Consider the following 25,208-nt stretch of genomic DNA (forward strand, 5'->3'; position numbering starts at 1 on the left):
AGGGCTTCAATGGCCTGCGGGCAGATAACGAATCGCCGCGAGGATGACGCCGACCGCGCCGACGATCAGGCCGCCGAGCTTCACCGTCATGCGCAGCTCGACCTCACGAAGCTCTGCCCGCGTGGAGGCTATGTCGGCTTTCAGCTCGGCTTTGGCGGCCGCGAGATCGGATTTGGTGACGAGTTCCTGTCCCGTCGCCTCGGCGAACGCTTCGGCGGTCGCCTTGGCCTGTGCATGGGACACGCCCGCGGCCTCGAGCTTCTCGACGAATTTCAGAGTGTCGAAGACGACGGCTGTCACGGCTGTTCCTCTCGGGCGCGCACTCAATATGGCGTGGCTACGCTTTCGCGTCCAGCACGGACGAGATCGATCGGCCTGCGGATTCGAAATGGCGAGAGAGACGGGGCTCGAACCCGCGACCTCCGGCGTGACAGGCCGGCGCTCTAACCAACTGAGCTACTCCCCCGCGAGCGCGGCGCAACGCATTGCGCTAGCGAGAGGCGCCGAATAAGGCACGCGCCGGGCAAAGTCAAGAAGCCGGCTGCGGGATTTCTCTTGCGCGCCGCCCCTCGCGGAAAGGCGACAAAACCGCGCAGCGACATTTCGGGGCTTCTGACTGCAGCCCGCCATGTGCTTTTTATGGCGAGATCGGAGCCTTCGGCGATCACGTACGGGCTTTAAGGACTTTCGCGGTCATGAAGGCGAGGCCTTTCGAGGATAGTGTCCTCGAGGCCCGGCGCTTCGGGCGGGGAGAAACGCATGTCGGCCCATTCGGCGACGCATCGGCTCGGGCGAGAGATCGCCATCGCCCTCGCTCTCAAGATCGCGGCCCTCGCCCTGCTCTATTTCCTCTGCTTTCCCGCCTCGCAGCGGCCGCATGTCTCGCCGGCGGCTGTGGCGGAAAAGCTCTTCGCTCGCAACCGCGGCTGACAATCCTTTCACGGAGCGCATGATGTTCGAGCTCGACGTGGTGACGCTTTCAAGACTGCAATTCGCGCTGACCGCCCTCTACCACTTCCTCTTCGTGCCGCTGACGCTCGGCCTTTCGATCCTCCTCGCCATAATGGAGAGCGTCTTCGTGATGACCGGCCGCACCATATGGCGCGACGCGGTCAAATTCTGGGGCACGCTGTTCGGAATCAATTTCGCGATGGGCGTCGCCACCGGCGTCACCATGGAGTTCCAGTTCGGAACCAACTGGTCCTACTACTCGCATTATGTGGGCGATATTTTCGGCGCGCCGCTGGCGATCGAAGGGCTGATGGCCTTCTTCCTCGAGGCGTCCTTCGTCGGCCTCTTCTTCTTCGGCTGGAATAGGCTGAGCCCGGTGGCGCATCTCGCCGTCACCTGGCTCGTCGCTCTCGGCGCCAATTTCTCGGCGTTGTGGATTCTCATCGCCAATAGCTGGATGCTCAATCCGGTCGGGGCGGCGTTCAATCCGCAAACCTTGCGCATGGAGCTCACCTCCTTCTCGGAAGTGTTCTTCAACCCGGTCGCGCAATCGAAATTCGTGCACACCGTCAGCGCCGGCTATGTGACCGGCGCGATGTTCGTGCTCTCCATCTCGGCCTATTATCTGCTCTACAAGCGCGAGCATCGCGAGATCGCGCGGCGCTCCGCCAATGTGGCGGCGAGCTTCGGCCTCGCCTCGGCGCTCTCCGTCGTCGTGCTCGGCGACGAGAGCGGCTATACGGCGAGCTTCAACCAGAAAATGAAGATCGCGGCGATCGAGGCCATGTGGGAGACGGAGCCGGCGCCGGCCTCCTTCACCCTCTTCGGCATTCCCGATGTGAAGCAGCAGACGACGCATTTGAAGATCGAGGTGCCCTATCTCCTCGGCCTCATCGCGACGCGCTCGCTGGACACGCCGGTCGAGGGCATAAAATCGCTGGTCGAGAAGTCGGAGACGCGCATTCGCGCCGGAATGCCCGCCTATGAATGGCTGGCCGCGCGTCCCGACGGACCCAGCGCCGCCATCCCCGCAGAGCTCGAGCCTGCCTTCAAGGACCTCGGCCATTCGCTGCTGCTGAAGCGGTTCCGGCCCGATATCGAGAACGCCACCGAAGAGCAGGTCCATGAGGCGGCGCTCACCACCATCCCCAATGTGCCAGTGCTGTTCTGGGCCTTCCGCATCATGGTGGCGCTGGGCTTTTATTTCATCTTCCTGTTCGCGGCCGCCTTCCTCGTGGCGAGCCGACGGCGCTTGCGTGACAATCCCTGGCTCTTGAAGCTCGCCTTCTACAGCCTGCCGCTGCCCTGGATCGCGGCCGAGCTCGGCTGGATCGTCGCCGAATATGGCCGCCAGCCCTGGATCATCGACAGCGTGCTGCCGACCTTCCTCGGCGCCTCCAATGTGCCGGCCTATAATGTTCTGCTCAGCCTCGGCGGCTTCGTGCTGTTCTACAGCGCGCTGGCCATCGTCGAAGTGTGGCTGATGCTGAAATACATCCGCCTCGGCCCGACCATCGAGCCCTTCCCGCGTGAGGCGCCGGAGCGGCCGTTCCAAATCGCGTGATCCGCTTCCACCCTCCCCTTCAGGGGGAGGGTCGGCCTGCGCAAGCAGGCCGGGGTGGGGTGAGCCCGAGACCGGGGACGTCACCCCACCCGCCCGCCTTCGGCGGTCGACCTCCCCCCTCGAGGGGGAGGTGGGCGCGCACACTTTTTGATCGTCTTCCTCATCGAGGAGATTCCCGACATGATCGATTACGGAATTCTGCGGCTCGTCTGGTGGGCCTTGCTCGGAACGCTGCTCATCGGATTTGCGATCGCCGACGGCTTCGATCTCGGCGTCGCCGTGCTCCATCCCTTCGTCGCGCGCAGAGACGGCGAGCGCCGGCAGACGCTCAATGTCATCGGCCCGGTGTGGGAGGGCAATCAGGTCTGGCTGATTCTCGGCGGCGGCGCGATCTTCGCCGCCTTTCCGGCGCTCTACGCCGTCTCCTTCTCGGGCTTCTATCTGGCGATGTTCCTCGTCCTGCTCGGCCTCATTCTGCGGCCGGCGGCGATCGTCTATCGCAGCAAGGTGGAGACGCCCGGCTGGCGGCGCGCCTGGGACTGGATTTTCTTCGCCTCCGGCTTCGCGCCGGCGCTTCTCTTCGGCGTCGCCTTCGGCAATGTCCTGCTCGGCGCGCCCTTCCGCTTCGACGACGAGTTGAACGTGATCTACGAGGGCGATCTCTTCGGCCTGCTGACGCCCTTCGCTCTGCTCGCGGGCCTCGTCAGCCTCGCCATGATAACGCTGCAGGGCGCCGCCTGGCTCGCCGCCAAGACGCAAGGCCCGGTGGCCTTTCGCGCCAAGCTGGCCGGCTGGCTGGCGGCGATCGTGCTGCTCGCCGCCTTCACTTACGCCGGCTATTGGGGCGCGCAGAATATCGACGGCTATGTGCTGACGAGCGCCGTCGATCCCTCCGGCCCCTCCAATCCTCTGGCCAAGACCGTCGTGCGCGAGGCCGGCGCCTGGCGGGCCGCCTATGAGGCGCGCCCCTGGACGCTGGCCGCGCCCGCCCTCACCTATTTCGGCGTCATCGTCGCCGTGCTGGCGCTCGCCCTTTCGGCGCCGATCGTGGCCTTCATCGGCTCGAGCCTCGCCACCGCCGGCGTCATCGCCACGGCGGGCCTCACCCTCTTTCCCTTTCTGCTGCCCTCCTCGCTCGATCCCAATCACAGCCTGACCCTGTGGGACGCCTCCTCGAGCCGCCACACATTGACGCTGATGCTGGGGGCGGTCGTCGTCTTCCTGCCGATCGTGCTCGCCTATACGGCCTGGATCTATCATGCGCTGCGCGGGCAGGTGACGGAGGCGACCGTGGGGGACAAGGAAAATTATCCCTACTGACCGCAATTTCCCCTATCGCGCAAAGGAGAGCGCCATGTGGTATTTTTCCTGGATTCTCGGCCTCGGCCTCGCCTGCGCCTTCGGCATCATCAACGCCATGTGGCTGGAGCTCGAGGAGTATAGTGAGGAAAAGTGACGGACCAGCGGGCCGAGCGCCTTGACGGGTCGACGGCTTTCGCCTAGGAACCCCACCTTCATCACTTCGGCCTCGCGCTCCGTTCCTCAGCGGGAACGGAGCCGTTGTCGTATAAAAAAGCCCGCAGGGGCCGGCCTCCACCGGACGCGGGCATAATCGGCGAGCCTCGAGCTCGCCCCCACATGGAGAGACGAGAAAATGGCCCGTATAGCCGGCGTCAACATTCCGACCAACAAGCGCGTCGTCATCGCTCTGCAGTATATCCATGGAATCGGGCCGAAAAAGGCGCAGGAGATCATCGAGAAGGTGAACATCCCCGCCGAGCGTCGCGTCGCTCAGCTGACCGACGCCGAAGTGCTGCAGATCCGCGAGACGATCGACCGCGACTATCTGGTCGAAGGCGACCTTCGCCGCGAGGTGGCGATCAACATCAAGCGCCTGATGGACCTCGGCTGCTATCGCGGCCTGCGCCATCGTCGCCAGCTGCCGGTGCGCGGCCAGCGCACCCACACCAACGCCCGCACCCGCAAGGGCAAGGCGAAGCCGATCGCCGGCAAGAAGAAGTAATCGGCTTACGTGTCGCGGGCTCGCCCGCGACGATCACCTGGGCGCGGAGCGACGAGCGCTTCCGCCCGCATCGAGCCCTAGCGCCCGGCATTACGGGCGCGTCCGAAGGACGAGAAAGAGACTATGGCAAAAGAGACCACCCGCGTTCGCCGCAGGGAGCGCAAGAACATCGTTTCCGGCGTCGCGCATGTGAATTCGACGTTCAACAACACGATGATCACCATCACCGACGCGCAGGGCAACACCGTGTCCTGGTCGTCCGCCGGCACGATGGGCTTCAAGGGCTCGCGCAAATCGACTCCCTACGCCGCGCAGATGGCCGCCGAGGACGCGGCCCGCAAGGCTGGCGAGCATGGCGTTCGCACCCTCGAGGTCGAGGTTTCCGGGCCGGGCTCCGGTCGTGAATCGGCGCTGCGCGCGCTGCAGGCCGCGGGCTTCACCGTGACCTCCATCCGCGACGTGACGCCCATTCCGCACAATGGCTGCCGCCCGCGCAAGCGCCGCCGCGTCTGACGAGACCTGTTTCATCGAGACGAATTGCGACGGGGTCTCGCGCCGCAGGCGCGCGGGACCCGGCCGAGAGCTGAAGGAAAGGCGCCACAGTGAGCATCCAGAAGAACTGGCAGGAACTCATCAAGCCCAGCAAGCTCGAGGTGACGGCGGGCTATGATCCGCGCCGCATCGCGGTGGCCGTCGCTTCGCCGCTCGAGCGCGGCTTCGGCTTGACATTGGGCAATGCGCTGCGTCGCATTCTGCTCTCCTCCCTGCAGGGCGCGGCGATCACCTCCATCCACATCGACGGCGTGCTGCACGAATTCTCGTCGATCCCGGGCGTGCGTGAGGACGTCACCGACATTGTCCTCAACATCAAGGACATCGCCATCAAATACAGCGGCGAGGGCGTGAAGCGCCTGACGCTGAAGAAGCAGGGACCGGGGCCGGTCACGGCCGGCGACATCCAGGCCACCGGCGATCTCCAGATCCTCAATCCCGATCTCGTCATCTGCACGCTGGACGAGGGCGCCGAGTTCCGGGTCGAATTCACCGTCTCCACCGGCAAGGGCTATGTGCCGGCGGACCGCAACCGCGCCGAGGACGCGCCGATCGGCCTCATCCCGATCGACAGCCTCTACTCGCCGGTCAAGAAGGTGAGCTATCGCGTCGAGAACACCCGCGAGGGCCAGGAGCTCGACAAGGACAAGCTGACGCTGACGATCGAGACCAATGGCGCCATCTCGCCGGAAGACGCGCTCGCCTATGCGGCGCGCATTCTGCAGGATCAGCTCTCTGTCTTCGTGAACTTCGAGGAGCCGCGCCGCGAGGAGGCCGCTCCGTCGATCCCGCAGCTCGCCTTCAACCCGGCGCTGCTGAAGAAGGTCGACGAGCTCGAGCTCTCGGTGCGCTCGGCCAACTGCCTGAAGAACGACAATATCGTCTATATCGGCGACCTCATCCAGAAGTCGGAGGCGGAAATGCTCCGCACCCCGAACTTCGGCCGCAAGTCCTTGAACGAGATCAAGGAAGTGCTGGCGCAGATGGGCCTGCACCTCGGCATGGAAGTGCCCGGCTGGCCGCCGGAGAACATCGACGATCTCGCCAAGAGATTCGAAGAGCATTATTGATCCGCCCTCTCCCTTCTCCCGCGTGCGGGAGAAGGTGTCGCGCGAATGCGCGACGGATGAGGGCCCTCACCCGACCCCGCTTCGCGGGCCCACCCTCTCCCGCAAAGCGGGAGAGGGAATAATGGAACGGCCGTTCCTTGGCACGGCGGCCGCTAAAATAACGGAGACGCCACAATGTATCATCGTAACAAAAAGCGCCGCTTCGGCCGCACCCACGAGCATCGTCAGGCGATGTTCGTCAACATGGCCCAGGCGCTCATCAAGCATGAGCAGATCGTCACGACTCTGCCCAAGGCCAAGGATCTTCGCCCCATCGTCGAGAAGCTGGTGACGCTCGGCAAGCGCGGCGACCTCCACGCCCGCCGTCAGGCCATCTCCCGCCTGCGCGACGTCGATCTGGTCAAGAAGCTCTTCGACGTGCTCGGCCCGCGCTACAAGGAGCGCAATGGCGGCTACACGCGCGTGCTGAAGGCGGGCTTCCGCTATGGCGACAACGCCCCGCTCGCCGTGATCGAGTTCGTCGACCGCGACGTGGACGCCAAGGGCCAGGATTCCGGCCCCGTCCAGACCGCGACGGAAGAAGCGGCGTAACGCCGATGCTCTCCGGCCCCGCGAGCGGAAGCGTTCTCGGCTGGCCGAAAATTCTGTTGAGATTAGAAGGGGCGGCGCTGATGGCGGCCGCCCTTTCTGCTTATTTCGGCCTCGGGGCCGATTGGCGCCTCCTGGCTTGGCTGTTCCTCTTCCCCGATCTGTCGATGGCTTTCTATCTCGCCGGCCCGCGCATCGGCGCCATCGCCTATAATAGCGCTCATACGACCATCATCCCCTTCGCCGTCCTCGGCGCCGGCGTCGCTCTCGGCCAGGGATTGATGATCTCGATCGCGCTGATTCACCTCGCGCATATCGGCTTGGACCGAATGCTCGGCTTCGGCCTGAAATATGGAACCGCCTTCGGCGACACCCATCTCGGCCGCGTCGGGCGCCCGCCGGACCCGGAAGCTTGATTCTCGAACCCTGGGACGAACTCGCCCGCGCCCGCACCGCCGCGGGCGACGAGCTGCTGCTGCGCCGGCGCGGCGGAATCTATGAAATCCGCTGCAACGGCTATGACCTCATGTCCAACCGAGCGCATCGCTCGGAGGAGGCGCTGGCCCGGCTCGCCCTCGCCGAGATCAGCGCCGCCATGCCGCGCATTCTGGTCGGCGGCCTCGGCATGGGCTTCACCCTGCGCGCCGCGCTCGACGCCGCCCCGCGAGAGGCGCGGATCACCGTCGCCGAGCTGCTCCCCGAGATCATCGCCTGGAATCGCGGCCCCCTCGCGCCGCTGGCCGGCCGTCCGCTCGAGGACGCCCGCGTGGAAGCGCGGGAGGGCGACGTCGCCGCGCTGATGGAGGCGGAAGCCTGCGCCTATGACGCCATCCTCCTCGACATAGACAATGGCCCAGAGGCGGTGCTCTGCGACATTAATTCCGCGCTCTTCTCCGCGCGCGGCCTGCGCAATATGCAGCGCGCCCTCGCCCCGGCGGGCGTGCTCGCCGTCTGGTCCGCCGATCCCTCGCCCGGCTTCGAACAGCGTCTCGAGGAGACGCGCTTCTCCTTCCGCGCCGAGGAGATCGCCGCGCGCGGCGCCGAGGGCGATCCCCGCCACACGATTTATCTCGCGCGCGCCCGCTGATCGCGTCAAGCGGGCTCCAGCGCAGCCTCTGCGTTCTCGCGACGCTGCGCCGCCCACATTTTCGCATAGCGGCCATCGGCGGCGAGCAGAGCGTCATGCGAGCCGCGCTCGACGATCGCGCCCTCCTCGAGCACGATGATCTCGTCCGCCTCGACCACGGTCGATAAACGATGCGCCACGACGAAGCGCGTCACGCCTCGGGCTACATTGGCGATCCGCTCTTGAATGATGCGCTCGGTGCGCGTGTCCAGCGCAGAGGTCGCCTCGTCGAGGACGAGAAGCCGAGGACGCTTCAACAGCGCGCGCGCGATGGCGACGCGCTGCTTCTCGCCGCCGGAAAGCCGCAGGCCGCGCTCTCCGACGATCGTGTTCTCGCCCTGCGGCAGGCGCACGATGACATCATCCAACCCGGCCGCGCTCATCGCCGCCTCGATCTCCTCGCGCGGGGCCTCCGGCCGCGCAAAGCGGATGTTGTCGATGAGCGTTTCATTGAACAGCACGCAATCCTGCGGCACGAGAGCGAGAGCGCCGCGCAACGCGCGGAGATCCAGATCCTCGATAGGGACGCCGTCGAAGCGGATGGCTCCTCGCTGCGGCTCGTGGAAGCGGAACAGCAGCCGCGCGAGCGTCGACTTCCCGCCGCCGCTGGACCCGACGACAGCGAGCGTTCGCCCGGGCGGAATGACGAAACTCACCTCGCGCAGCGTCGGACGATCTGGATGATGCGAATAGCGGAGCGCCTCGACGCCGACCGACAGCGGTCCCTCGCCCGCCAGCGCCTCGCCGCCGGGTGAAAGCTCGGCCTCGGTCTTCTCCGTTAGAATAGCGAGCATGCGCTCGACCTGTGCGCCGCTGCGGATGACCTCACGCCAAACGAGCGTGAAATGCTCGATCGGCCGGACGACTTGCGTGAGATAGAGCGCGACGAGCAGCAGATCGCTCGGCGGGCCGCCGCTCGTCTCGAGCCGCATCACGGCGAGAGCGAATATGCCGCCGAAAGAAAGAGTGAAGACGACGGTCAGCGCGATCTGATTTCGCGCGCCTTGCGCGGAATGACGCAACCATCCCGCCTCGGCTTGTTCGAAAAGACCGCGGAGCCGCGTCATCACGGCGCGCTCGGCGACGAAAGCCTTCACAGTCTCGAAATTCAGCAGGCTTTCCATAAAGAGATTCGAGGCCTTGCCATCCTGCTCCAGCGCCAGCATCGCTGTGTCTCGATACCCCTTCATCGAGGTCGCGAAAGTCGCCGCATAGATCGCGACGAAAGCCGTATAGGCCGCGAGCATGGACGCGTCGAAGAGATGCGACAGGACGCCAGCGGCCGCGATGATTTCGATCGCCATCGGCAGAAGGCCGGCGACCATGGAGAGCAGATGGCGGCAGGCGTTTACGCCTTCCGAAATGGTGCGGCCGAGCTCGCCGGTCTTGCGCGTCAGATGAAACGCATATGGCAGATCGAGCGCGTGCGCATAGACTTTGCTCGAGATCGCGTGGACGAGTCGCCGCTCGACCGACATTGTAAAGGGCGTCGCGATCGTCGGCGCCAGCCGCGCCGCCCCGAGCAGCCCCACATAGAGGCAGACCGCGAGCGTCGAGCCTGCGGCGTCGGCGTGGCTGAAGAGATCGACCGCGCGGCCGAGCGCCAACGGCGCCACCGCCTGGAACAAGGCGCCGAGCGCCGTGAGCGCCGTTGTCGCGACAGTGAGGCCGAGGAGTCGCGGCCCGACGGCCTCCAGAATGAATTTTGGAATGCTTTTCGACATTTGCGAGCCTTTCGCCGCTTCGGCTCCGCGCAAACGATAAAAGAACCAATCGCTTTCGACCGAATCGAAAGAGGGCGCATCCGTTAATAGAGAAGCCCGAGCCGCGCAAGCCCGCGGCGCCGACGATGTTCGATTTCCTCCCCCGCCCCTACGCGCTCATGCGAATTCCACGAGTCTGACGCTTTTCGGGCTAATATGCGGGACCGAATCTCGCTCCACGAATCGCACCCCGAGAGGACGATCGATGCTTTTTCTTCGGCGCCATTTCATTGCGGCTCTCGCTCTGCTCACGCTCGCCGCGCCGGCGGCGCTGGCGGAGACGCTGCTCGCGCCCCAGCAGGAGCGCGCCCTGCCGCAGTCGCGCGCCGATGTGATCCTATCCTTCGCGCCCATCGTGAAACGGACGACGCCCGCCGTCGTCAATGTGTTCGCGACGCGCATCGAGCAGCGGCCGGCCAATCCCTTCTTCGACGATCCGATCTTCCGCCGCTTCTTCGGCGAGGGCGGCGGCGGGGGCGGCCAGCGCGGGCCGACGGCGCAATCGCTCGGCTCCGGCGTCATCGTCGACGCCTCCGGCCTCGTCGTCACCAATAATCACGTCATCGAGGGCATGACCGATGTGAAGGTCTCGCTCTCAGACAAGCGCGAGATAGCGGCGAAAATCCTGCTGCGCGATCCGCGCACCGATCTCGCCGTGCTGAAGCTGACCGAGGCCGCGACCTATCCCACCATGGAGCTCGGCGATTCGGACGCGCTCGAGGTCGGCGATCTCGTGCTCGCCATCGGCAATCCTTTCGGCGTCGGGCAGACGGTGACGCAAGGCATCGTCTCGGCGCTGGCGCGCACGCAGGTCGGCATTTCCGACTATGGCTTCTTCATCCAGACCGACGCCTCCATCAATCCCGGCAATTCCGGCGGCCCGCTCGTCGACATGGCCGGGCGCGTCATCGGCATAAATTCGGCGATCTTCTCCAAATCGGGCGGCTCGGTCGGCATCGGCTTCGCGATTCCCGTCAATATGGTCAAGATCGTCGTGGCGGCGGCCAAGGGCGGCGGCAAGCAGGTGAAGCGCCCGTGGCTCGGCGCCACGCTGCAAAATCTCTCCAAGGAGATTTCCGACAGCCTCGGCCTCGAGCGCCCCGCCGGCGCGCTGGTCGCCGATCTCTACCCCAAAGGCCCGGCGCTCGACGCTGGGCTGAAGCGCGGCGACGTCATCGTCGCCGTGGACGGCCAATCGGCCGATGATCCAGAGGCGCTCGGCTATCGCCTCGCCACCAAGCCGCTGGGCGGTCAGGCGACGCTGGGCGTGCTGCGCGGAGGCAAGACCATCGCCGTGCCTCTGAAGCTCTCCGCCGCGCCCGAAGTCCCGGCGCGCGATGCGGTGAAGGTGAAAGGCCCGTCGCCCTTCGCCGGCGCGACGGTCGTCAACATCTCCCCCGCCGTGCTGGAGGAATTCTCCGTGCAGGGCGCGATCAACGGCGTCGTCGTCGCGGAGATCGACCCGCAATCGGTCGCCGCGCAGCTCAATCTGCAAAAGGGCGACGTGATCCTCGTCGTCAATGACGAGAAGATCGCCACCACCCGCGACCTCGAGCGGGCGACGATCAACCGCCATTATTATTGGAAGATCACGCTGGCCCGCGAGGGACAGGTGATGACGACGGTGGTGGGCGGGTGAGCGGCGCCGACCGCGTCGAATATCGGCTCGAGCTCTGCGACACATCGGGCGAGCATCGCCCGATCGCGATCTTCCGCGCGGCGAGCCCTTTTCCGCCGGTCGGCGTCGGCGAGCGCTTCGACGACGAGGGCTGGCCGCGCCTCGACCCACATGACCCTCCGGGCTCGGCGGCGGCGCCGCGGCGCTACATTGTGCATTCCTCGAGCATGTGGTCACGCGCGGCGACGGCGTGATCCTCGCCCGCTATTGCCTCAATCTCACGCCCTTCGACGGCGATCGCTCGCCGGTGTGGGGGCCGAGCGATCCGATATGACAGGCGTCGAGCGCATGTCGCTCACAGACAGGGATTCATCACCGGCTCGCGCGGAACCGCGAGCAGCTTTTTCACCGATTCGCGCAACGCCTGCGGCGTGACGCTGCGGAATGGCTCGAGATCGCGATTCTCGCAGAATTTGCGCGCCGAGGCGGCCTCCGATTGCGCGGCGCGGCGCTTGAACGCCTCGAGCGACGCGCGCGTCGGATGCAGCGAGGAATTGGCGAGAATGAATTCGTCGATCGATTTGATCGCTTCGTCGATGGCGTCGTCCGCCGCGCTGCGAGCCACGCCGCACGCATTCGCATAATGCTGAACGGTCAGATAGATCGACCAGGCGCAGAGCACCGCTCCGGCGCCGCTGCGGTCCGCCTCGAATTGCCGTGGGCCGAGGACCATCGCCTCCTCGCCGGCGGCAGCCGTCGCCGATAGGGCGACGCAAATCGCAATGATTTTCGCATAACGCATTTCGGGCAATCCCTTTCTCTCGAAAGCCGAGCGCGCCCCTGTGCGCCTACGCACAAACACGCGGGCGCCGCTCTCCTACAACAGCATCGTTCGCCGGAGATGACGCCGACGACGCGCTGGTGGAGAGAATACAATGACTTTCGCCGTTACCGAATTCGCTTCGCGCCCCGTCCGCACCGACGCCGCCATGCGCATGGCTTTCATGATCCTCGGCGCGACCGTCGCGCTGGCCGGCGCCAAGGCCTTTCTGGCGCAGAGCGTCGCCGCCCCCGTGCCGCCGACCGCGCCGGTCGCCTCCATCGCCGAGCCGGCGAGCTTCGCCGCCGCCGACGCCGCGCAGAGCGTCTGCCGTCCCGTCGTCGTCGAGATCGACGAAGGCTATGGCGTGCGCGGCCAGGTCACGCGCTGGGTCTGCCGCAAGGCCTATTGATCTGTGCCCTCGCGCACAAACGCCGAGGACGCCTCTCCTTACAACTCGCCTCATACGCAGGGCGCGCGTCGCCTATGACACGAACCGAGCATGACACGAACCGAGGATGAGACAATGACCTTCGCCATTTCCGAATTCGCCTCGCGCCCCGTCGAGACCGGCTCCGCGATCAAAATCGCCTTCGTCATTCTGGGCGCGACGGTCGCTCTCGCCGGCGCCAAGGCCTTCCTCTCGCGCAGCGCCGCGCCCGTCGCCGAGCCGGTCGTCTTCGCCGTCGCCGAGCATGCGCAGGACCGCTGCCGCTTCGTTCCGGTCGAGTCCGAGGCCGGCCTCGCCAAGGGCCAGGCGATCCGCATCGTCTGCCGCAAGGCGCGCTGAAACGATCAGAGCTTCACGAAACGATAGCCGACCCCCGGCTCCGTCAGAAGGATCGCCGGCGCGGCGGCGTCATCCTCGATCTTGGCGCGCAGCTGGCCGATGAAGACGCGCAAATATTGCGTGTCCTCGCCATGCGCCGGACCCCATACGGCCGTCAGAATCTGGCGATGCGTCAGCAGCCGGTCCGCGTGACGCGCGAGCGTCGCCAATAGCTCATATTCCTTGGGCGTCAGCTTCACGGCGACGCTATTCTTCGTCACTCGCCGCCGCGCGAGATCGATGCGCAGCCCGCCGCTCTCTATCTCGGCGGCCTCGGCCACGGTCCTCGCGCCATGGCGGAGCGCCGCGCGCAGCCGCGCCAGCAATTCGCCGATCGAGAAGGGCTTTTCCACATAATCGTCGGCGCCGGCGTCGAGCGCGGCGATCTTCTCCGCCTCGCGGTCGCGCGCCGAGAGAATGAGGATCGGCACTTGCGAGAAGGCGCGCGCCTGTCGCAGCGCCTCCTTGCCGTCCATATCCGGCAGGCCGAGATCGAGCAGCACGGCGTCCGGCGCGCTGGCGGCGATCGCCTTCAGCGCCTCGCGGCCGGTTGCGGCCTCCAGCGTCTCATAGCCGCTCGCGGCGAGCGCCGGCCGCAGCACGCGCAGCATTTGCGGCTCATCGTCGACGATCAATATGCGCGGGCCGCTCATGCCGTCTCGTCGCTCATGCGTTTCGCCGTTCATGCGATTCTTGCGCCCCAGTCGCATAATCCGCTTCGCGGCGCCATACAACGGCGCCGATTCGCGCCGATTTGAGTCGGCCGCCGCCCGGCTCTAGAGTGCTTTCGAGCGCGGCAGGGAACCGGTTCGCGTGAAGACAGCACGACCGAACGACGAGAAGCGATGCCGCAAGATCAGTCCGAAGATTTCGCCCGCCTCTATCTGGCGACGCCCCGCCTCGCCGAGGTCGAGCCCTTTCTGCCGCGCCTTTCCGCCGCGCTGGCGGCCGCCGAGGTCGCGAGCCTGCTGCTGCGCCTCGAGACCCTGCCCCCTGCGGCGGCCGAGCGCGCGATAAGCGCGGTCGCGGCCATAGCGCAGCCGGCGGGCGTCGCGCTCCTCATCGAGGGCGAGCCGGAGCTGGTCTCGCGCTGCGGCGCGGATGGGCTGCATCTTCCCTATGCCGAAAAGCGCCTCGCTGCGGCGATAAAGCGCCTCTCGCCCGATTTCATCGTCGGCGTCGGCGCTCTCGCCTCGCGCGACGAGGCCATGCGCGCCGGCGAGGCGGGCGCCGATTATCTCCTCTTCGGCGATATAGGCGAGGATGGCGCGCCGCCCTCTCTCGAATGGACCGCCGAGCGCGTCGCCTGGTGGGCGGAGATTTTCAACACGCCTTGCGTGGCGCTGGCGCATAGCCTCGCCGAGGTCGGCCCGCTCTCCGCCGCCGGCGCGGAATTCGTGAGCCTGGACGCCGCAGTGTGGGACGATCCGCGCGGCCCGGCGGAGGCCATGCGCGAAGCGGCGCGGCTCGTCCGGGAGGCGGCGAAATGAGCAAGCCCCTCGCTTTCGCCTTGCTCCTGCTCGCCGCCCCGGCCCTCGCGGCCGAGCCGGCGCCGCCGGCCGCCGATCTCGCCTTCGGCGCCTATCAGCGCGGGGACTATGTCGCCGCCATGGGCGAAGCGCAAAAGCGCCTCGCCGCAAATCCCAGGGACGCCGCCGCCCTGACGCTGATCGGCCGGCTCTATCTCGACGGGCAGGGCGTCGCGCGTGACCGCGCCCAGGCGATGCAATGGTTCCGCCGCGCCGCCGACGCCGGCGGCAAGGACGCCGCCTATTTCTTCGGCGCGGCCTCGCTCACCGGCCGCGACACCGCCAAGGACCGCGCGCTCGCGAAAACCTATCTCGAGAAGGCCGAAGGCCACGCGGCGGCGCTGCAGCTATTGGGCGAGCTGTGGCTCGAGAATGACGGCAAGGAGCCGGATTTCGCCAAGGCGCAGGCCTATTTCCGCCGCGCCGCCGAGCTGGACAATTCCGACGCCGCCTATGCGCTGGCGCTGCTCTACAAAAACGGCCGCGGCGCGCCGGCCGACCCCGCCGAGGCCGCCAATTGGCTGCGCAAGGCCTCCGAGGCAGGCCATACCGCGGCCATGGTGGAATTCGCGATCATGGAGTTCAACGGCGCCGGCGTCGCGCGCGACCGCGCCCATGCGGTGAAGCTGCTGCGGCAGGCGGCCGCCGCCGGCAATGTGGTGGCGCAAAATCGCCTTGCGCGGCTGCTGGCCGAAGGGCTCGGCGTCGAGAAGAACCATTCCGAGGCCATGCTGTGGAACAGCCGCGCCAAGGCCGCCGGCCTGGTGGACGAAAAGCTCGACGCGCTGCTGGAGACGACCATTCCTCCGGCCGAAAAGCCCGCCGCTCCGCCGCCGGCCGCGAAATAGCTCGGCATGGCGAGCCTTTCGGCGCATCTTTCGCGCGCCTTTCTGCGCCGCTTCCTGCGCCCGCGCATCTGCGGCGAAGGCGGAGCGGGCGCCGTGGCGCAGGCGCTGAATCTGCGCTTTCCCTGGCCGCCCGCCGGCGGCGCCGAAGCCGACCCGGAAACTCCCGGCGAATGGATCAGAGCGCGCGCGCCGAAGGCGACGCTGCTCTATCTGCATGGCGGCGCCTATATGGCCGGCGCGCCGCGCCTCTATCGTTCGACCGCCCGCTTTTTCGCGAAGGCAGGATTCGATGTCTTCACCCCCGCCTATCGGCTGGCGCCCGAGCATCGTTTTCCCGCCGCGCTCGACGATCTGAGCGCCGCCTATGAGCGCCTCGCCGCGCGCGGACCTTTGGCGCTCGCCGGCGATTCGGCCGGCGGCGGATTGGCGCTCGCCTTGATGCTGCGTCTGCGCGCGCGCGGCCTGCCGCTCCCCAGCGCGGCGGCGCTGTTCTCGCCCTGGACCGATCTTTCGACGAGCGGCGCCTCGACGCGCGACAATGAGGGAAAGGACCCGATCTTCACGCGGCGCGCGCTGCGGCTCGCCGCGCGGCAATATCTCGGCGAGGCGAGCGCGAAGGACCCGGAGGCGTCGCCGCTGCTCGGCGATCTCTCCGGCCTGCCGCCGCTCCTGCTGCATGTGGGCGAGGACGAGATGCTGCTCGACGATTCGCGACGCCTCGCCGAGCGCGCCGCGGCGGCGGGAACCTATGTGGAGCTGACGGTTTTCCCGCTGGTTCCGCATGGCTGGCAATTGGGCGCCGCCTTCATGCCGGAAGCGCGCGCGTCGCTGCGCGAGGCGGCGGCGTTTCTGGCGCGGCGCGCGTAGACCTTCCTTAGCCAAGGCAAACGGACGCGCTCACCCTCCCCTTTAGGGGGAGGGTCGGACCGCGAAGCGGTCCGGGGTGGGGTTCCACGAAGAAGACTCGGCGGAAACACCCCCTCCCGATCGCCTTCGGCGCTCGACCTCCCCCCTTAAGGGGGAGGTGGAAACGCCTCTTCGATCATAGAGCGCTCTGTCCGTCGGAAACGGATTTGCGAACACGAAAGAGCGGCCCTCCCACCGTCACCCCCACGGCCCATGCGGCGCCGGCGGATCGAGCGGGCTGCGGCCGTCCTGCGGCAGAAAGCCGGGCGCGCCAGGGACGGGCGCCGGCTGCGCCTCTGAGGGGCCGTGATCCTCGATCGGCGGCGGCGGCTCCAGCTTCGGCATGTCGCGCCCGCCCGCATAGCGCACCAGAGCGGCGACGCGATCGTCGACGGACGGATGCGTCGAGAACAGCGCGCGCGCCTTGCGCGTCGGGCTCTCGATGAAGAAGGCGCCCATGCGCGAGGGCATGGCGGGGATGATCGCGTTCGACTCGATCTTGCGCAGCGCCGAGATCATCGCATCGGGATTTTTGGTGAGCTCCACCGAGCCGGCGTCGGCGAGAAATTCGCGCGAGCGCGAGATGGCGAAGCGGATCAGCACCGACAGCCCCCAGCTCAGCGCGATGATGGCGAGCGCGATGATGATGGCGAGGCCGGCGCCGCTCGCCCCGCCGCGGTCGCGCCCCTCCTCCGCCGTGCGCTTGGGCGAGAAGCGAAAGCCCCAATTGCGGAAGAGAAGATCGCCCACGAAGGCGAATATTCCGGCGAAGATCGCGGCGACCACCATCAGCTGCACGTCGCGATTGCGAATATGCGTCAGCTCATGGCCGATCACCGCCTCGATCTCGGCGTCGTCCAACGTCTCCAGCAGGCCGCGCGTGACGGTGACGGCGTAATGGCCCTCTCTCACGCCGGAGGCGTAGGCGTTGAGCGCCCCATCCTCGATGATTTTCAGCGCCGGCATGGGAATGCCGCGCGAGATGCAGAGATTCTCGAGCAGATTATAGAGCCGCGGCGCGTCCTCGCGCGAGACGTCGGCGGCGCCGGTGGCGGCGTCGATCAGCCTTTGATGGAAGACATAGGCGATTGCGAACCAGAGCCCGGCGGCGACGAAAGCGATGGGCCAGCCATGCTCGAGATCACGCAGCGCGCGCGCCATGATCTGCGCCAGCGTTCCGTCCTGCGACGCCTCGAAGAGAAGCGCCACGGCGAACAGCAGCGCCAGCAGCAGCACGACGAATCCCGCGAGCAGCAGCAGCGAGCGCAACCGGTTCGCCTGAATATGGGTGTAGAGGCCATAAGCGTGAAACATGGCGCTATTCTCGCCGCCCCGGCGAGCGCCGCCAAGTGACGAATCGCACATTCCAACTTTCGCGAGCCGCCAGGCCCCTCCCCCGCTATGCGGCGACGTTTCGCGAAGCTTCGATGAAGCGCCGAATCCGCTCCCTCTCCCGCAAAGCGGGGGAGGGCTGGGGAGGGGGCCGACCGCCTCCCTTTGAACTCGATGCGCTTTGTGTCTTAGTGCGCCTCGAACCGAGGAAGAGCACGAAGCGTCTCATGGACGAGAAACCGCGATCCGACGACAAGGCCGCCCGGCCGACGCCGATGATGGCGCAATATATAGAAATCAAATCGGCCAATCCCGATTGCCTGCTCTTCTATCGCATGGGCGATTTCTACGAGCTGTTCTTCGAGGACGCCGAAACCGCCTCGCGCGCGCTCGGCATCATGCTGACGAAGCGCGGCAAGCATCAGGGCGCCGATATTCCGATGTGCGGCGTGCCGGTGGAGCGCGCCGACGATTATCTGCAAAAGCTCATCGCGCTCGGCCATCGCGTCGCCGTCTGCGAGCAGATGGAGGACCCCGCCGAGGCGCGCAAGCGCGGCAATAAATCCGTCGTCAGACGCGACGTCGTGCGGCTGGTCACGCCCGGCACCATCACCGAGGAGCAGCTGCTCGATCCCGCGCGCCCCAACGCCTTCGCCGCGCTGTCGCGGCTGCGCGGCGGCGATGGAGGCTGGCGCTACGGCCTCGCCTGCGTCGATATTTCCACCGGCGCCTTCGATGTCGCGGAGGTCGGCGAAGCGGAGCTGGCGGGGGAACTGGCGCGGCTGGAGCCGCGCGAGATCGTCGCGGCGGAAGCGATCTGCGCCGATGCGCGTCTCACTGCGCAGCTCGCGCATCTCGACGCGCCGCTGACCGCGCTCGGACGCGATGTCGGCGGCGAGAGCGCCGCGCGGCGATTGCTCGATTTCTTCGGCGTCGCGACGCTCGAGGGTTTCGGCGCGCTGGGCGAGACGGAGATCGCGGCGGCGGCCGCGGCCATTCTCTATGTCGAGCGCACGCAAAAGGGAAAGCGCCCTGCGCTGCGCCGACCCTCGAGCCTGCGCCGCAGCGCCACTCTGGAGATAGACGCGGCGACGCGCGTCAATCTCGAGCTGACGCGCACGCTGAAGGGCGAGCGCGACGGCTCGCTGCTGGCGACGATCGACATGACCGCGACGCCCGCCGGCGCGCGTCTGCTCGCCGAGCGCATCGCCGCGCCCTCCACCGAGCCGGAATTGATCGCGCAGCGGCTCGACGCCGTCTCCTTCTTCGTCACCGCGCCGGAGCTGCGCGCGCGCTTGCGCGCCACGCTCGCTCGCGCGCCGGATGTCGCGCGGGCGCTCTCGCGTCTGTCGTTGCAGCGCGGCGGCCCGCGCGATCTCGGCAATATTCGCGCCGCGCTCGCCGCCGCGCGCGAGATCGTCACGCTCTTTTCCGCGCAGGAGGCGGCGCCGCTGGTCGCGCAAGAGATCGCGACGTTAGCTGCTTGCGACAATGAATTGGAGCGCGCCATTGCGACGCGCCTCGCCGACGATCCGCCGCTCGACAAGCGCGCGGGAAATTTCATCGCGCAAGGCTTCGACGCCGAGCTGGACGAAGCGCGCGCTCTGCGCGACGAGAGCCGACGCGTCATCGCCTCGCTGCAGCAGCGCTATGTCGAGCTGGCCGAAACGAAGCAGCTCAGGATCAAGCACAACAACTTTCTCGGCTTCTTCATCGAGGTTCCGCAGGCGCAGGGCGAGAGACTGCTGCGTCCGCCTTTCGACGCTGTGTTCACACATCGCCAGACGATGCAGGACGCCATGCGCTTCTCGACGCGCGAGCTGGCCGAGCTGGAGGCGAAGATCGCCTCCGCCGCCGATCGCGCGCAGGAGCGCGAGCTGGCGCTGTTCGAGGAATTGGCGGGCGCCGTGCTCGCGCGTGCGCAGGAGCTGCAACGTCTCGCGCAAGGCTTCGCCGCGCTCGACGTTTTCGCGGCGCTCGGCGAGCTGGCGGTCAAGCGCGATTGGACGCGCCCGCATGTCGACAGCTCTCTCGATTTCGAGATTGTCGGCGGACGTCATCCCGTCGTCGAAGCTTCGCTCGAGGCGCAGGGAAAAATCTTCGCCGCCAATGATTGCGATCTCGGCGACGCGCGCGCGGGCAAGATCGCCGTCGTCACCGGGCCGAACATGGCCGGCAAATCCACCTATCTGCGCCAAAACGCGCTCATCGCCATTCTCGCGCAGGCGGGCTCCTTCGTTCCCGCCAAGAGCGCGCGGTTAGGGGCGGTCGATCGCCTCTTCTCGCGCGTCGGCGCGGCGGATGATCTGGCGCGCGGGCGCTCCACCTTCATGGTCGAGATGGTGGAGACGGCGGCCATATTGAATTGCGCCGGTCCGCGCTCGCTGGTCATTCTCGACGAGATCGGCCGCGGCACGGCGACATTCGACGGACTCTCCATCGCCTGGGCGACGATCGAGCATCTGCACGAGGTCAATCGCGCGCGCGCGCTGTTCGCGACGCATTTCCACGAGCTGACGCAATTGACGAAGCGCATGGGCCGGCTCGTCAATCTCACCATGAAGGTGAAGGATCACGCCGGCGAGGTGGTGTTTCTGCACGAGGTCGCGAAAGGCGCCGCCGATCGTTCCTATGGCGTGCATGTGGCCGAGCTGGCCGGCCTGCCGGCGAGCGTGGTGGCGCGGGCGCATGCGATTCTCGCCGAGCTCGAGGCCGCCGATCGGCGCGCGCCGGTGACGAAGCTCATCGACGATCTGCCGCTCTTCGCGCATGTCGCGACGAGCACGCCGGCGAAGGACGAATTGCGCGAGGCGCTGGGAGCGATCGATCCCGACGCGCTGACGCCGCGCGAGGCGCTGGCCGCGCTCTATGAGCTGAAGGCGAAAGCGGGCGGCCGTTGAGCCGCCGCGTCAACCCATCGCATAGGCGGCATAGGCCGCATTGGCTTGCGAGGTCGTCGAGCCGCTGTCGAGCTTGGCGCCGCCGACCGTGAGAGCGCGCAGGCCGGCGAGCAGCGAGTCGATCTGCGCATAGGGATCATGACCGCCATCGGCCTCGGCGGAATCGCCGCCCGCGGGAGTCGACGCCGATTGCGCAGATTGCGCGCGCTGCGTCTCGCTCGCGGGCGCGGCCGCCGCCGGCTGATATGACGTCCCATAGGCCGAGCGGCCATAGAGCGACAGATCGGAAAGTGTGAGCGACACGACCAAGCTCCTTTGTTTCTCGCTTCGCCGAAGGTTCTACGAGCGGGAGCTTAACGCCGGCGGCGAAAGATATGCGCAATTTTACGTAATTGCCGACATAGCGCCGACGGCGCGTCGCGTCAGCGGCCTAAGACCCGCACGCCCGGCGCATAGCGCAACGCGTCATAGATCGAGCGCGCCTGAATATCGTCCATGAATTTTCGCGATATCACGGTCACGCCGCCGGGCGTGTCCATCACGGACCGCTTCTCGCCGCCGGGGCCGACGACGTAGGGAATGTGATAACCATCTTGCACGGGCGCCTTGCGCGTCGCCTCGGCGCGAGCGCTCGTCGCGATCAGCGCCGCTGCGACGCCGGCCAGAATGCGAAAATGAGGCATGACGATTTCTCCTCGCCGCCAGTCGCCTTTCTATCACGGAGGCGGCGACGCCGCGAGCGCGGCTTCCCCGGCGCGAATGGTGGATTAGCCCTGCGGCGGCGCTAGAATGAGAAAGCGATTCTCTCCCGGAGCCCGTCCATGTCCTACCGCGCGCCTCTCGACGATCTGCTCTTCGCCATGCGGCGGGCGGCGGGCGAGACGGCCTTCGGTCCGGGCGGGCTCTATGGCGAGCTGGACGCGGCCACCGCCGCCGCGACGCTGGAGGAAGCCGCCAAATTCGCCGAGACGGCGCTGCTGCCGCTCGACCGCGTCGGCGACCGCGACGGGGTGACGCTCACGGGCGAAAAGGTGACGACCGCGCCCGGCTGGCGCGAGGCCTATGCGCTGTGGGTGGAGGGCGGCTGGAACGCGCTTTCCGCGCCGCCCGGCCATGGCGGCATGGGCCTGCCGCTGCTGCTCGGCGCCGCCTGCACGGAGATTTGGAACGCCGCCAACATCTCCTTCGCGCTCTGCCCGCTGCTCGGCCAGGGCGCGATAGAGGCGATGGAGATCCATGCGAGCGAGGCGCTGAAATCCGGCTATCTGCCGAAGATGATCTCCGGCGAATGGACGGCGACGATGAATCTCACCGAGCCGCAGGCGGGCTCCGATCTCGCCCATTTGCGCACGCGCGCCGAGCGCGCCGAGGACGGCTCCTACCGCCTGTTCGGCCAGAAGATTTTCATCACCTATGGCGAGCACGACCTCGCCGAGAATATCGTTCATCTCGTGCTGGCGCGCCTGCCCGACGCGCCCGCCGGCACGCGCGGGATTTCCTTATTTTTAGCGCCCAAATTCCTTCCGGGGCCGGATGGACGCCCCGGCGCGCGCAACGACCTGCGCTGCGTCGGGATAGAGCACAAGCTCGGCATCCATGGCTCGCCGACCTGCACAATGTCCTATGGCGACAATGGCGGCGCGGTCGCCTTTCTCGTCGGCCGCGAGAATGAGGGCCTCGCCTGCATGTTCACCATGATGAACAATGCGCGGCTCTCTGTCGGGCTGCAGGGCGTCGGCCTCGCCGAGCGGGCGACGCAGACCGCTCTGGCCTATGCGCGCGAACGCCGCCAGGGCCGCGGCGTCGCGGCCGATCCGGCGCCGATCGTCGAGCATCCCGACGTCGCGCGCATGCTGATGACGATGAAGGCGAAGACCGCCGCGGCGCGGGCGATCTGCTATCTCACCGCCGCCGCGCTGGACCGCGCCCGCCTGCTGGAGGGCGAGGAGGCGCAGACGGCGCAGGAGCGCGCCGGCCTGCTGACGCCGCTCGCCAAGGCCTATTCCACCGACATCGGCTGCGAGGTCGCCTCGCTCGGCGTTCAGGTCCATGGCGGCATGGGCTTCATAGAGGAGACCGGCGCCGCGCAATTGCTGCGCGACGCGCGCATCACGCCCATCTATGAGGGAACCAACGGCATTCAGGCGATCGATCTCGTCACCCGCAAGCTGCGCCTCTCCAAAGGCGCGGCCGTGTGGCGCGAGATCGACGACATGCGCGGCGACATAGACGCGCTGACGGCGAGCAATGACGCAATCTTCGTCAATATCGCCCGTCGCGCCACGGCGGCTGTCGAGGCTTTCGAGCGCGCCACCGATTTTCTCTCCGCGACATCCGATCCGCGCGGCTTCGAGGCGCTCGCCGGCGCGACGCCCTATCTGCGGCTGTTCGCGCTGGCGCGCGGCGTCACTCTGCTCGGGGCCGGGGCGCTCGCCTCGCATCGCGCCGGCGACGCCGCAACTCGGAAGAGAATCGTCACGGCGCGATTCTTCGCCGATAATCTCGCCGTCGCGGCGGAGGGGCTGGAACGCGCCACCGTCGAGGGCGGCGACTCCCTCATCGCCGGGCAGGCGCTGCTGACGGCCGGAGATTGAGCCGGGCCGAGAGACGAGAAAGACGCTCATGAAAAATCGCGAGCAGAATCGTGAGATCCTCGTCCGCCGGGACGGCCCGCTGCTGCGGATCGTCATCGACCGGCCGGCCAAGCGCAACGCGCTCGACAAATCCATGTACGAGGCGATGATCTCCGCTTTCGCCAAGGCCGACGCCGAGGAGGAGATTCGCGCCATCGTGCTGTCGAGCGCCGGCGACGATTTCACCGCCGGCAACGACCTCGAGGATTTCCGCCGCCCGCTGGACAATCCGCATGATTTCCCCGCTCTGCGCTTCGTCCGCGCGCTGGCGGCGTTGCAGACGCCGCTCGTCGCCGCCGTGGCGGGCGACGCCATCGGCGTCGGCGTGACCATGCTGTTCCATTGCGATCTCGTCTACGCCTCGCATGGGGCGCGCTTCAAAATGCCTTTCGTCGATCTCGGCGTCATCCCGGAGGCGGCCTCGACGCTGCTGGTCCCGCAGCGCATCGGCCTCGTCAAGGCGACGGAATTCCTGCTGCTCTGCGATAGCTTCGGGGCGAGCGAGGCGCTGCGCCTCGGCATCGTCAATGCGGTCGCCGGATTCGACGAAGTGGAGGAAATGGCGGTGGACGCGGCGCGTCGGCTGGCGGCCAAGCCGCGCGCGGCGCTGGCGGCGACGCGGCGCCTGCTGCGGGGCGATTCGGCGGCCGTGGCCGCGAGGATTGAGGAGGAGGCGGCGCTCTTCGCGGCCGCTCTGACGATGCGCGAGACGCGCGCGCGGCTCGAGGCGTTTTTCGCCGGCGCCCCGGCCAGCGATCCGCTCGGTCAGTCGTCGGACAATCTGGCGTAGTTCACCAGCCGCGACGCCTTGTAGAGAATGGCGCGCATCTTCTCGCCCGCGCGCGCGCATGTGCCGGCGAGGCGGTCGATATTCTGCGGCGAGCCGGTGCGATATTGCAGGCGCACGGAGGCGACGGCGGCGACGGCGATCGTGTCCAGCTCGGCCACATAGGCCTCGAAGCGGCGCTTGAAATCCGGGCTCACCCTGTCATAGGCGGCGAGCGCCGAGTGACGGCCGGGAAGCTGCGAGCGCTCGAAATATTCTTTGTAGGTCACGGGCCGCCAAGCCAGCAGATCCTCGATCAGCTCCGGCATGTGCGGCAGCTGCTCGAGCATCATGACGAGCTCGTTGAACAGGTTGAGATAGTCGTTGGCCAGACCGGACACCGGGCTGATCAACGGCTTGGTGGATGAAAAAGGATTCGGCGCCCGACTGCCGTCGACTTGATCGAGCGTTGCGAATTGCGCGTCAGCGGTCATAGGAAATCCCGATATGTTGGGGTTCATAATGGGCTCCAATTGATAAGAATCTCTTTCCGCCTTCCCGCTGCGATTCCGGGAAGGCGCGGGATTTCCGGCATTTCGCGGCGCAGCGAGAATGAGGAGGGTCGAGGAGAGCCATGTGCGGCCGCTACGCCATCACTCTGCCGCCGCAGGCGGCGCGCGACTATTTCGGCTATGTCGATCAGCCGAATTTTCCGCCGCGCTACAATATCGCGCCGACGCAGCCCGTCCCTATCGTGCGGCAGGAGCGCGATCCGCGCGGCGGCGAGGCGCGGCGCTTTCAGCTGGTGCGCTGGGGCTTTCTGCCGGGCTTCGTGAAGGATCCGGCGAGCTTCCCGCTCATCTTCAACGCCCGCGCCGAGAGCGCGCCGGACAAGCCCAGCTTTCGCGCCGCGATGAGGCGGCGGCGCTGCCTCTTCATCGCCGACGCCTATTACGAATGGCGCCGCGACGGCGCCAAGGGCCGGGCGCGGGCGAGCCGGCCCTATCTCTTCCGCCACGCCGATGGAACGCCGCTGGCGCTCGCCGGCCTCTATGAGACATGGATCGGCAGCGACGGCAGCGAGATCGACACCGCCTGCATTCTCACCGTCTCCGCCAATGGCGCGACGGTCGCCATTCACGATCGCATGCCGGCGATATTGACGCCGAAGGATTTCGATCTCTGGCTCGGCCTCGACGAATATGCGGCCGAGGCGGCCTGGCGCTTGCTGGCGCCCGCGCCGGACGACGCGCTCGAATTCTTCGAGATCGGCCCGGAGGTCAATAAAGCCTCCAATGACGCGCCCTCGATTCAATATAGGCGCGGCGATCTCCTCTCCTGAGCGGCGCGAGGATGCGGCGCGGGGAAGAAAAACGCCTTGGCGGCTCTG

29 protein-coding genes and 1 tRNA gene are annotated in these 25,208 nt (G+C 67.1%); 21 read left to right on the top strand and 9 right to left on the bottom strand.

All coding sequences use genetic code 11. The annotated features are described in order from the left end of the window. Nucleotides 1-6: 6 nt before the first annotated feature. Complete coding sequence (locus tag METLW4_RS0115730; RefSeq protein ID WP_018267188.1) at nucleotides 7-300, bottom strand: DUF1640 domain-containing protein; 294 nt, start codon at nucleotides 298-300, stop codon at nucleotides 7-9. Nucleotides 301-389: 89 nt separating this feature from the next. Continuing rightward, a tRNA-Asp gene (locus tag METLW4_RS0115735) sits at nucleotides 390-466 on the bottom strand. Between the two features lie 293 nt (nucleotides 467-759). On the opposite strand from METLW4_RS0115735, the gene cydP reads away from it, so the two are divergent. The 10 genes from cydP to METLW4_RS0115785 all read left to right on the top strand — a co-directional run bounded on the left by cydP (nucleotide 760) and on the right by METLW4_RS0115785 (nucleotide 7,835). Further along, entirely contained in the window at nucleotides 760-930 is a 171-nt protein-coding gene (cydP, locus tag METLW4_RS27850; protein WP_018267189.1) for a cytochrome oxidase putative small subunit CydP, read from the top strand. 22 nt (nucleotides 931-952) lie between these two features. After that, nucleotides 953-2,515 carry a cytochrome ubiquinol oxidase subunit I gene (locus tag METLW4_RS0115745; RefSeq protein ID WP_083919319.1) on the top strand — a complete coding sequence of 521 codons (1,563 nt, stop codon included), beginning with the start codon at nucleotides 953-955 and terminating at the stop codon, nucleotides 2,513-2,515. Between the two features lie 180 nt (nucleotides 2,516-2,695). Beyond that, complete coding sequence (gene cydB, locus METLW4_RS0115750) at nucleotides 2,696-3,835, top strand: cytochrome d ubiquinol oxidase subunit II (RefSeq protein ID WP_026191553.1); 1,140 nt, start codon at nucleotides 2,696-2,698, stop codon at nucleotides 3,833-3,835. Nucleotides 3,836-3,869: 34 nt separating this feature from the next. Next, a complete protein-coding gene (cydX, locus tag METLW4_RS27095) occupies nucleotides 3,870-3,971 on the top strand; it encodes a cytochrome bd-I oxidase subunit CydX (protein WP_018267192.1) in 102 nt (33 codons plus the stop codon). A 198-nt stretch (nucleotides 3,972-4,169) separates the two neighbouring features. Continuing rightward, the gene (rpsM, locus tag METLW4_RS0115760) at nucleotides 4,170-4,538 is read left to right on the top strand and encodes a 30S ribosomal protein S13 (RefSeq protein WP_018267193.1); all 369 of its coding nucleotides are present in this window, start codon (nucleotides 4,170-4,172) and stop codon (nucleotides 4,536-4,538) included. A 123-nt stretch (nucleotides 4,539-4,661) separates the two neighbouring features. Then, entirely contained in the window at nucleotides 4,662-5,051 is a 390-nt protein-coding gene (gene rpsK, locus METLW4_RS0115765; protein ID WP_018267194.1) for a 30S ribosomal protein S11, read from the top strand. An 89-nt stretch (nucleotides 5,052-5,140) separates the two neighbouring features. After that, nucleotides 5,141-6,160, top strand: a complete 1,020-nt coding sequence (locus tag METLW4_RS0115770; protein WP_018267195.1) for a DNA-directed RNA polymerase subunit alpha — start codon at nucleotides 5,141-5,143, stop codon at nucleotides 6,158-6,160. Nucleotides 6,161-6,334: 174 nt separating this feature from the next. Then, a complete protein-coding gene (gene rplQ / locus METLW4_RS0115775; protein WP_018267196.1) occupies nucleotides 6,335-6,751 on the top strand; it encodes a 50S ribosomal protein L17 in 417 nt (138 codons plus the stop codon). A 5-nt stretch (nucleotides 6,752-6,756) separates the two neighbouring features. Continuing rightward, complete coding sequence (locus METLW4_RS0115780; RefSeq protein WP_018267197.1) at nucleotides 6,757-7,164, top strand: DUF4260 domain-containing protein; 408 nt, start codon at nucleotides 6,757-6,759, stop codon at nucleotides 7,162-7,164. Continuing rightward, nucleotides 7,161-7,835: a hypothetical protein gene (locus METLW4_RS0115785; RefSeq protein WP_018267198.1), complete on the top strand. Its 675-nt coding sequence runs from the start codon at nucleotides 7,161-7,163 to the stop codon at nucleotides 7,833-7,835. The genes METLW4_RS0115780 and METLW4_RS0115785 overlap by 4 nt, the downstream gene beginning before the upstream one ends. A 5-nt stretch (nucleotides 7,836-7,840) precedes the next feature. On the opposite strand, the gene METLW4_RS25075 is transcribed toward METLW4_RS0115785, so the two are convergent. Continuing rightward, nucleotides 7,841-9,598, bottom strand: a complete 1,758-nt coding sequence (locus METLW4_RS25075; protein ID WP_157235172.1) for an ATP-binding cassette domain-containing protein — start codon at nucleotides 9,596-9,598, stop codon at nucleotides 7,841-7,843. A gap of 244 nt (nucleotides 9,599-9,842) precedes the next feature. On the opposite strand from METLW4_RS25075, the gene METLW4_RS0115795 reads away from it, so the two are divergent. After that, nucleotides 9,843-11,276, top strand: a complete 1,434-nt coding sequence (locus tag METLW4_RS0115795; RefSeq protein ID WP_018267200.1) for a Do family serine endopeptidase — start codon at nucleotides 9,843-9,845, stop codon at nucleotides 11,274-11,276. Next, on the top strand, nucleotides 11,273-11,509 hold the full coding sequence (locus tag METLW4_RS25080) for a hypothetical protein (protein WP_018267201.1): 237 nt from the start codon (nucleotides 11,273-11,275) through the stop codon (nucleotides 11,507-11,509). Before METLW4_RS0115795 ends, METLW4_RS25080 begins: the two co-directional genes overlap by 4 nt. A gap of 101 nt (nucleotides 11,510-11,610) precedes the next feature. Here METLW4_RS25080 and METLW4_RS0115805 read toward each other — a convergent pair whose 3' ends face one another. Beyond that, entirely contained in the window at nucleotides 11,611-12,057 is a 447-nt protein-coding gene (locus METLW4_RS0115805; protein ID WP_018267203.1) for a hypothetical protein, read from the bottom strand. A 133-nt stretch (nucleotides 12,058-12,190) separates the two neighbouring features. On the opposite strand from METLW4_RS0115805, the gene METLW4_RS0115810 reads away from it, so the two are divergent. Beyond that, nucleotides 12,191-12,487 (top strand): hypothetical protein, encoded by a 297-nt coding sequence (locus METLW4_RS0115810; protein WP_018267204.1) that lies wholly within the window; start codon nucleotides 12,191-12,193, stop codon nucleotides 12,485-12,487. Between the two features lie 114 nt (nucleotides 12,488-12,601). Then, nucleotides 12,602-12,865, top strand: coding sequence for a hypothetical protein (locus METLW4_RS0115815; RefSeq protein ID WP_157235450.1), 264 nt, complete (start codon nucleotides 12,602-12,604; stop codon nucleotides 12,863-12,865). A 5-nt stretch (nucleotides 12,866-12,870) separates the two neighbouring features. Here METLW4_RS0115815 and METLW4_RS0115820 read toward each other — a convergent pair whose 3' ends face one another. Continuing rightward, nucleotides 12,871-13,557, bottom strand: a complete 687-nt coding sequence (locus tag METLW4_RS0115820; RefSeq protein ID WP_026191554.1) for a response regulator — start codon at nucleotides 13,555-13,557, stop codon at nucleotides 12,871-12,873. 192 nt (nucleotides 13,558-13,749) lie between these two features. Here METLW4_RS0115820 and METLW4_RS0115825 point away from each other — a divergent pair, with 192 nt between their 5' ends. The 3 genes from METLW4_RS0115825 to METLW4_RS0115835 are packed head-to-tail and all read left to right on the top strand — an operon-like array spanning nucleotide 13,750 to nucleotide 16,148. Continuing rightward, complete coding sequence (locus tag METLW4_RS0115825; protein ID WP_018267207.1) at nucleotides 13,750-14,394, top strand: thiamine phosphate synthase; 645 nt, start codon at nucleotides 13,750-13,752, stop codon at nucleotides 14,392-14,394. After that, nucleotides 14,391-15,281, top strand: a complete 891-nt coding sequence (locus METLW4_RS0115830; protein ID WP_018267208.1) for a tetratricopeptide repeat protein — start codon at nucleotides 14,391-14,393, stop codon at nucleotides 15,279-15,281. Before METLW4_RS0115825 ends, METLW4_RS0115830 begins: the two co-directional genes overlap by 4 nt. Nucleotides 15,282-15,287: 6 nt before the next feature. Then, a complete protein-coding gene (locus METLW4_RS0115835) occupies nucleotides 15,288-16,148 on the top strand; it encodes an alpha/beta hydrolase (RefSeq protein ID WP_018267209.1) in 861 nt (286 codons plus the stop codon). Nucleotides 16,149-16,385: 237 nt separating this feature from the next. Here METLW4_RS0115835 and METLW4_RS0115840 read toward each other — a convergent pair whose 3' ends face one another. Continuing rightward, nucleotides 16,386-17,501, bottom strand: a complete 1,116-nt coding sequence (locus METLW4_RS0115840; RefSeq protein WP_018267210.1) for a M48 family metallopeptidase — start codon at nucleotides 17,499-17,501, stop codon at nucleotides 16,386-16,388. A gap of 245 nt (nucleotides 17,502-17,746) precedes the next feature. Between METLW4_RS0115840 and mutS the strand changes: the two genes are divergently transcribed. Further along, nucleotides 17,747-20,419, top strand: coding sequence for a DNA mismatch repair protein MutS (mutS, locus tag METLW4_RS0115845; protein WP_018267211.1), 2,673 nt, complete (start codon nucleotides 17,747-17,749; stop codon nucleotides 20,417-20,419). 9 nt (nucleotides 20,420-20,428) lie between these two features. On the opposite strand, the gene METLW4_RS0115850 is transcribed toward mutS, so the two are convergent. Further along, nucleotides 20,429-20,722: a hypothetical protein gene (locus METLW4_RS0115850; RefSeq protein ID WP_157235174.1), complete on the bottom strand. Its 294-nt coding sequence runs from the start codon at nucleotides 20,720-20,722 to the stop codon at nucleotides 20,429-20,431. Between the two features lie 119 nt (nucleotides 20,723-20,841). Then, complete coding sequence (locus tag METLW4_RS0115855) at nucleotides 20,842-21,102, bottom strand: TonB-dependent receptor plug domain-containing protein (protein WP_018267213.1); 261 nt, start codon at nucleotides 21,100-21,102, stop codon at nucleotides 20,842-20,844. A 138-nt stretch (nucleotides 21,103-21,240) separates the two neighbouring features. Here METLW4_RS0115855 and METLW4_RS0115860 point away from each other — a divergent pair, with 138 nt between their 5' ends. Then, nucleotides 21,241-23,013, top strand: coding sequence for an acyl-CoA dehydrogenase (locus tag METLW4_RS0115860; RefSeq protein ID WP_018267214.1), 1,773 nt, complete (start codon nucleotides 21,241-21,243; stop codon nucleotides 23,011-23,013). A gap of 28 nt (nucleotides 23,014-23,041) precedes the next feature. Next, a complete protein-coding gene (locus tag METLW4_RS0115865) occupies nucleotides 23,042-23,842 on the top strand; it encodes an enoyl-CoA hydratase-related protein (RefSeq protein WP_018267215.1) in 801 nt (266 codons plus the stop codon). On the opposite strand, the gene METLW4_RS0115870 is transcribed toward METLW4_RS0115865, so the two are convergent. Next, nucleotides 23,818-24,312, bottom strand: a complete 495-nt coding sequence (locus METLW4_RS0115870; protein WP_018267216.1) for a hypothetical protein — start codon at nucleotides 24,310-24,312, stop codon at nucleotides 23,818-23,820. The genes METLW4_RS0115865 and METLW4_RS0115870 overlap by 25 nt on opposite strands. Nucleotides 24,313-24,452: 140 nt before the next feature. Here METLW4_RS0115870 and METLW4_RS0115875 point away from each other — a divergent pair, with 140 nt between their 5' ends. Continuing rightward, nucleotides 24,453-25,160 carry an SOS response-associated peptidase gene (locus tag METLW4_RS0115875; protein ID WP_018267217.1) on the top strand — a complete coding sequence of 236 codons (708 nt, stop codon included), beginning with the start codon at nucleotides 24,453-24,455 and terminating at the stop codon, nucleotides 25,158-25,160. Nucleotides 25,161-25,208 lie beyond the last annotated feature (48 nt).

This window comes from Methylosinus sp. LW4 (assembly GCF_000379125.1).
Taxonomy (GTDB): Bacteria; Pseudomonadota; Alphaproteobacteria; order Rhizobiales; family Beijerinckiaceae; genus Methylosinus.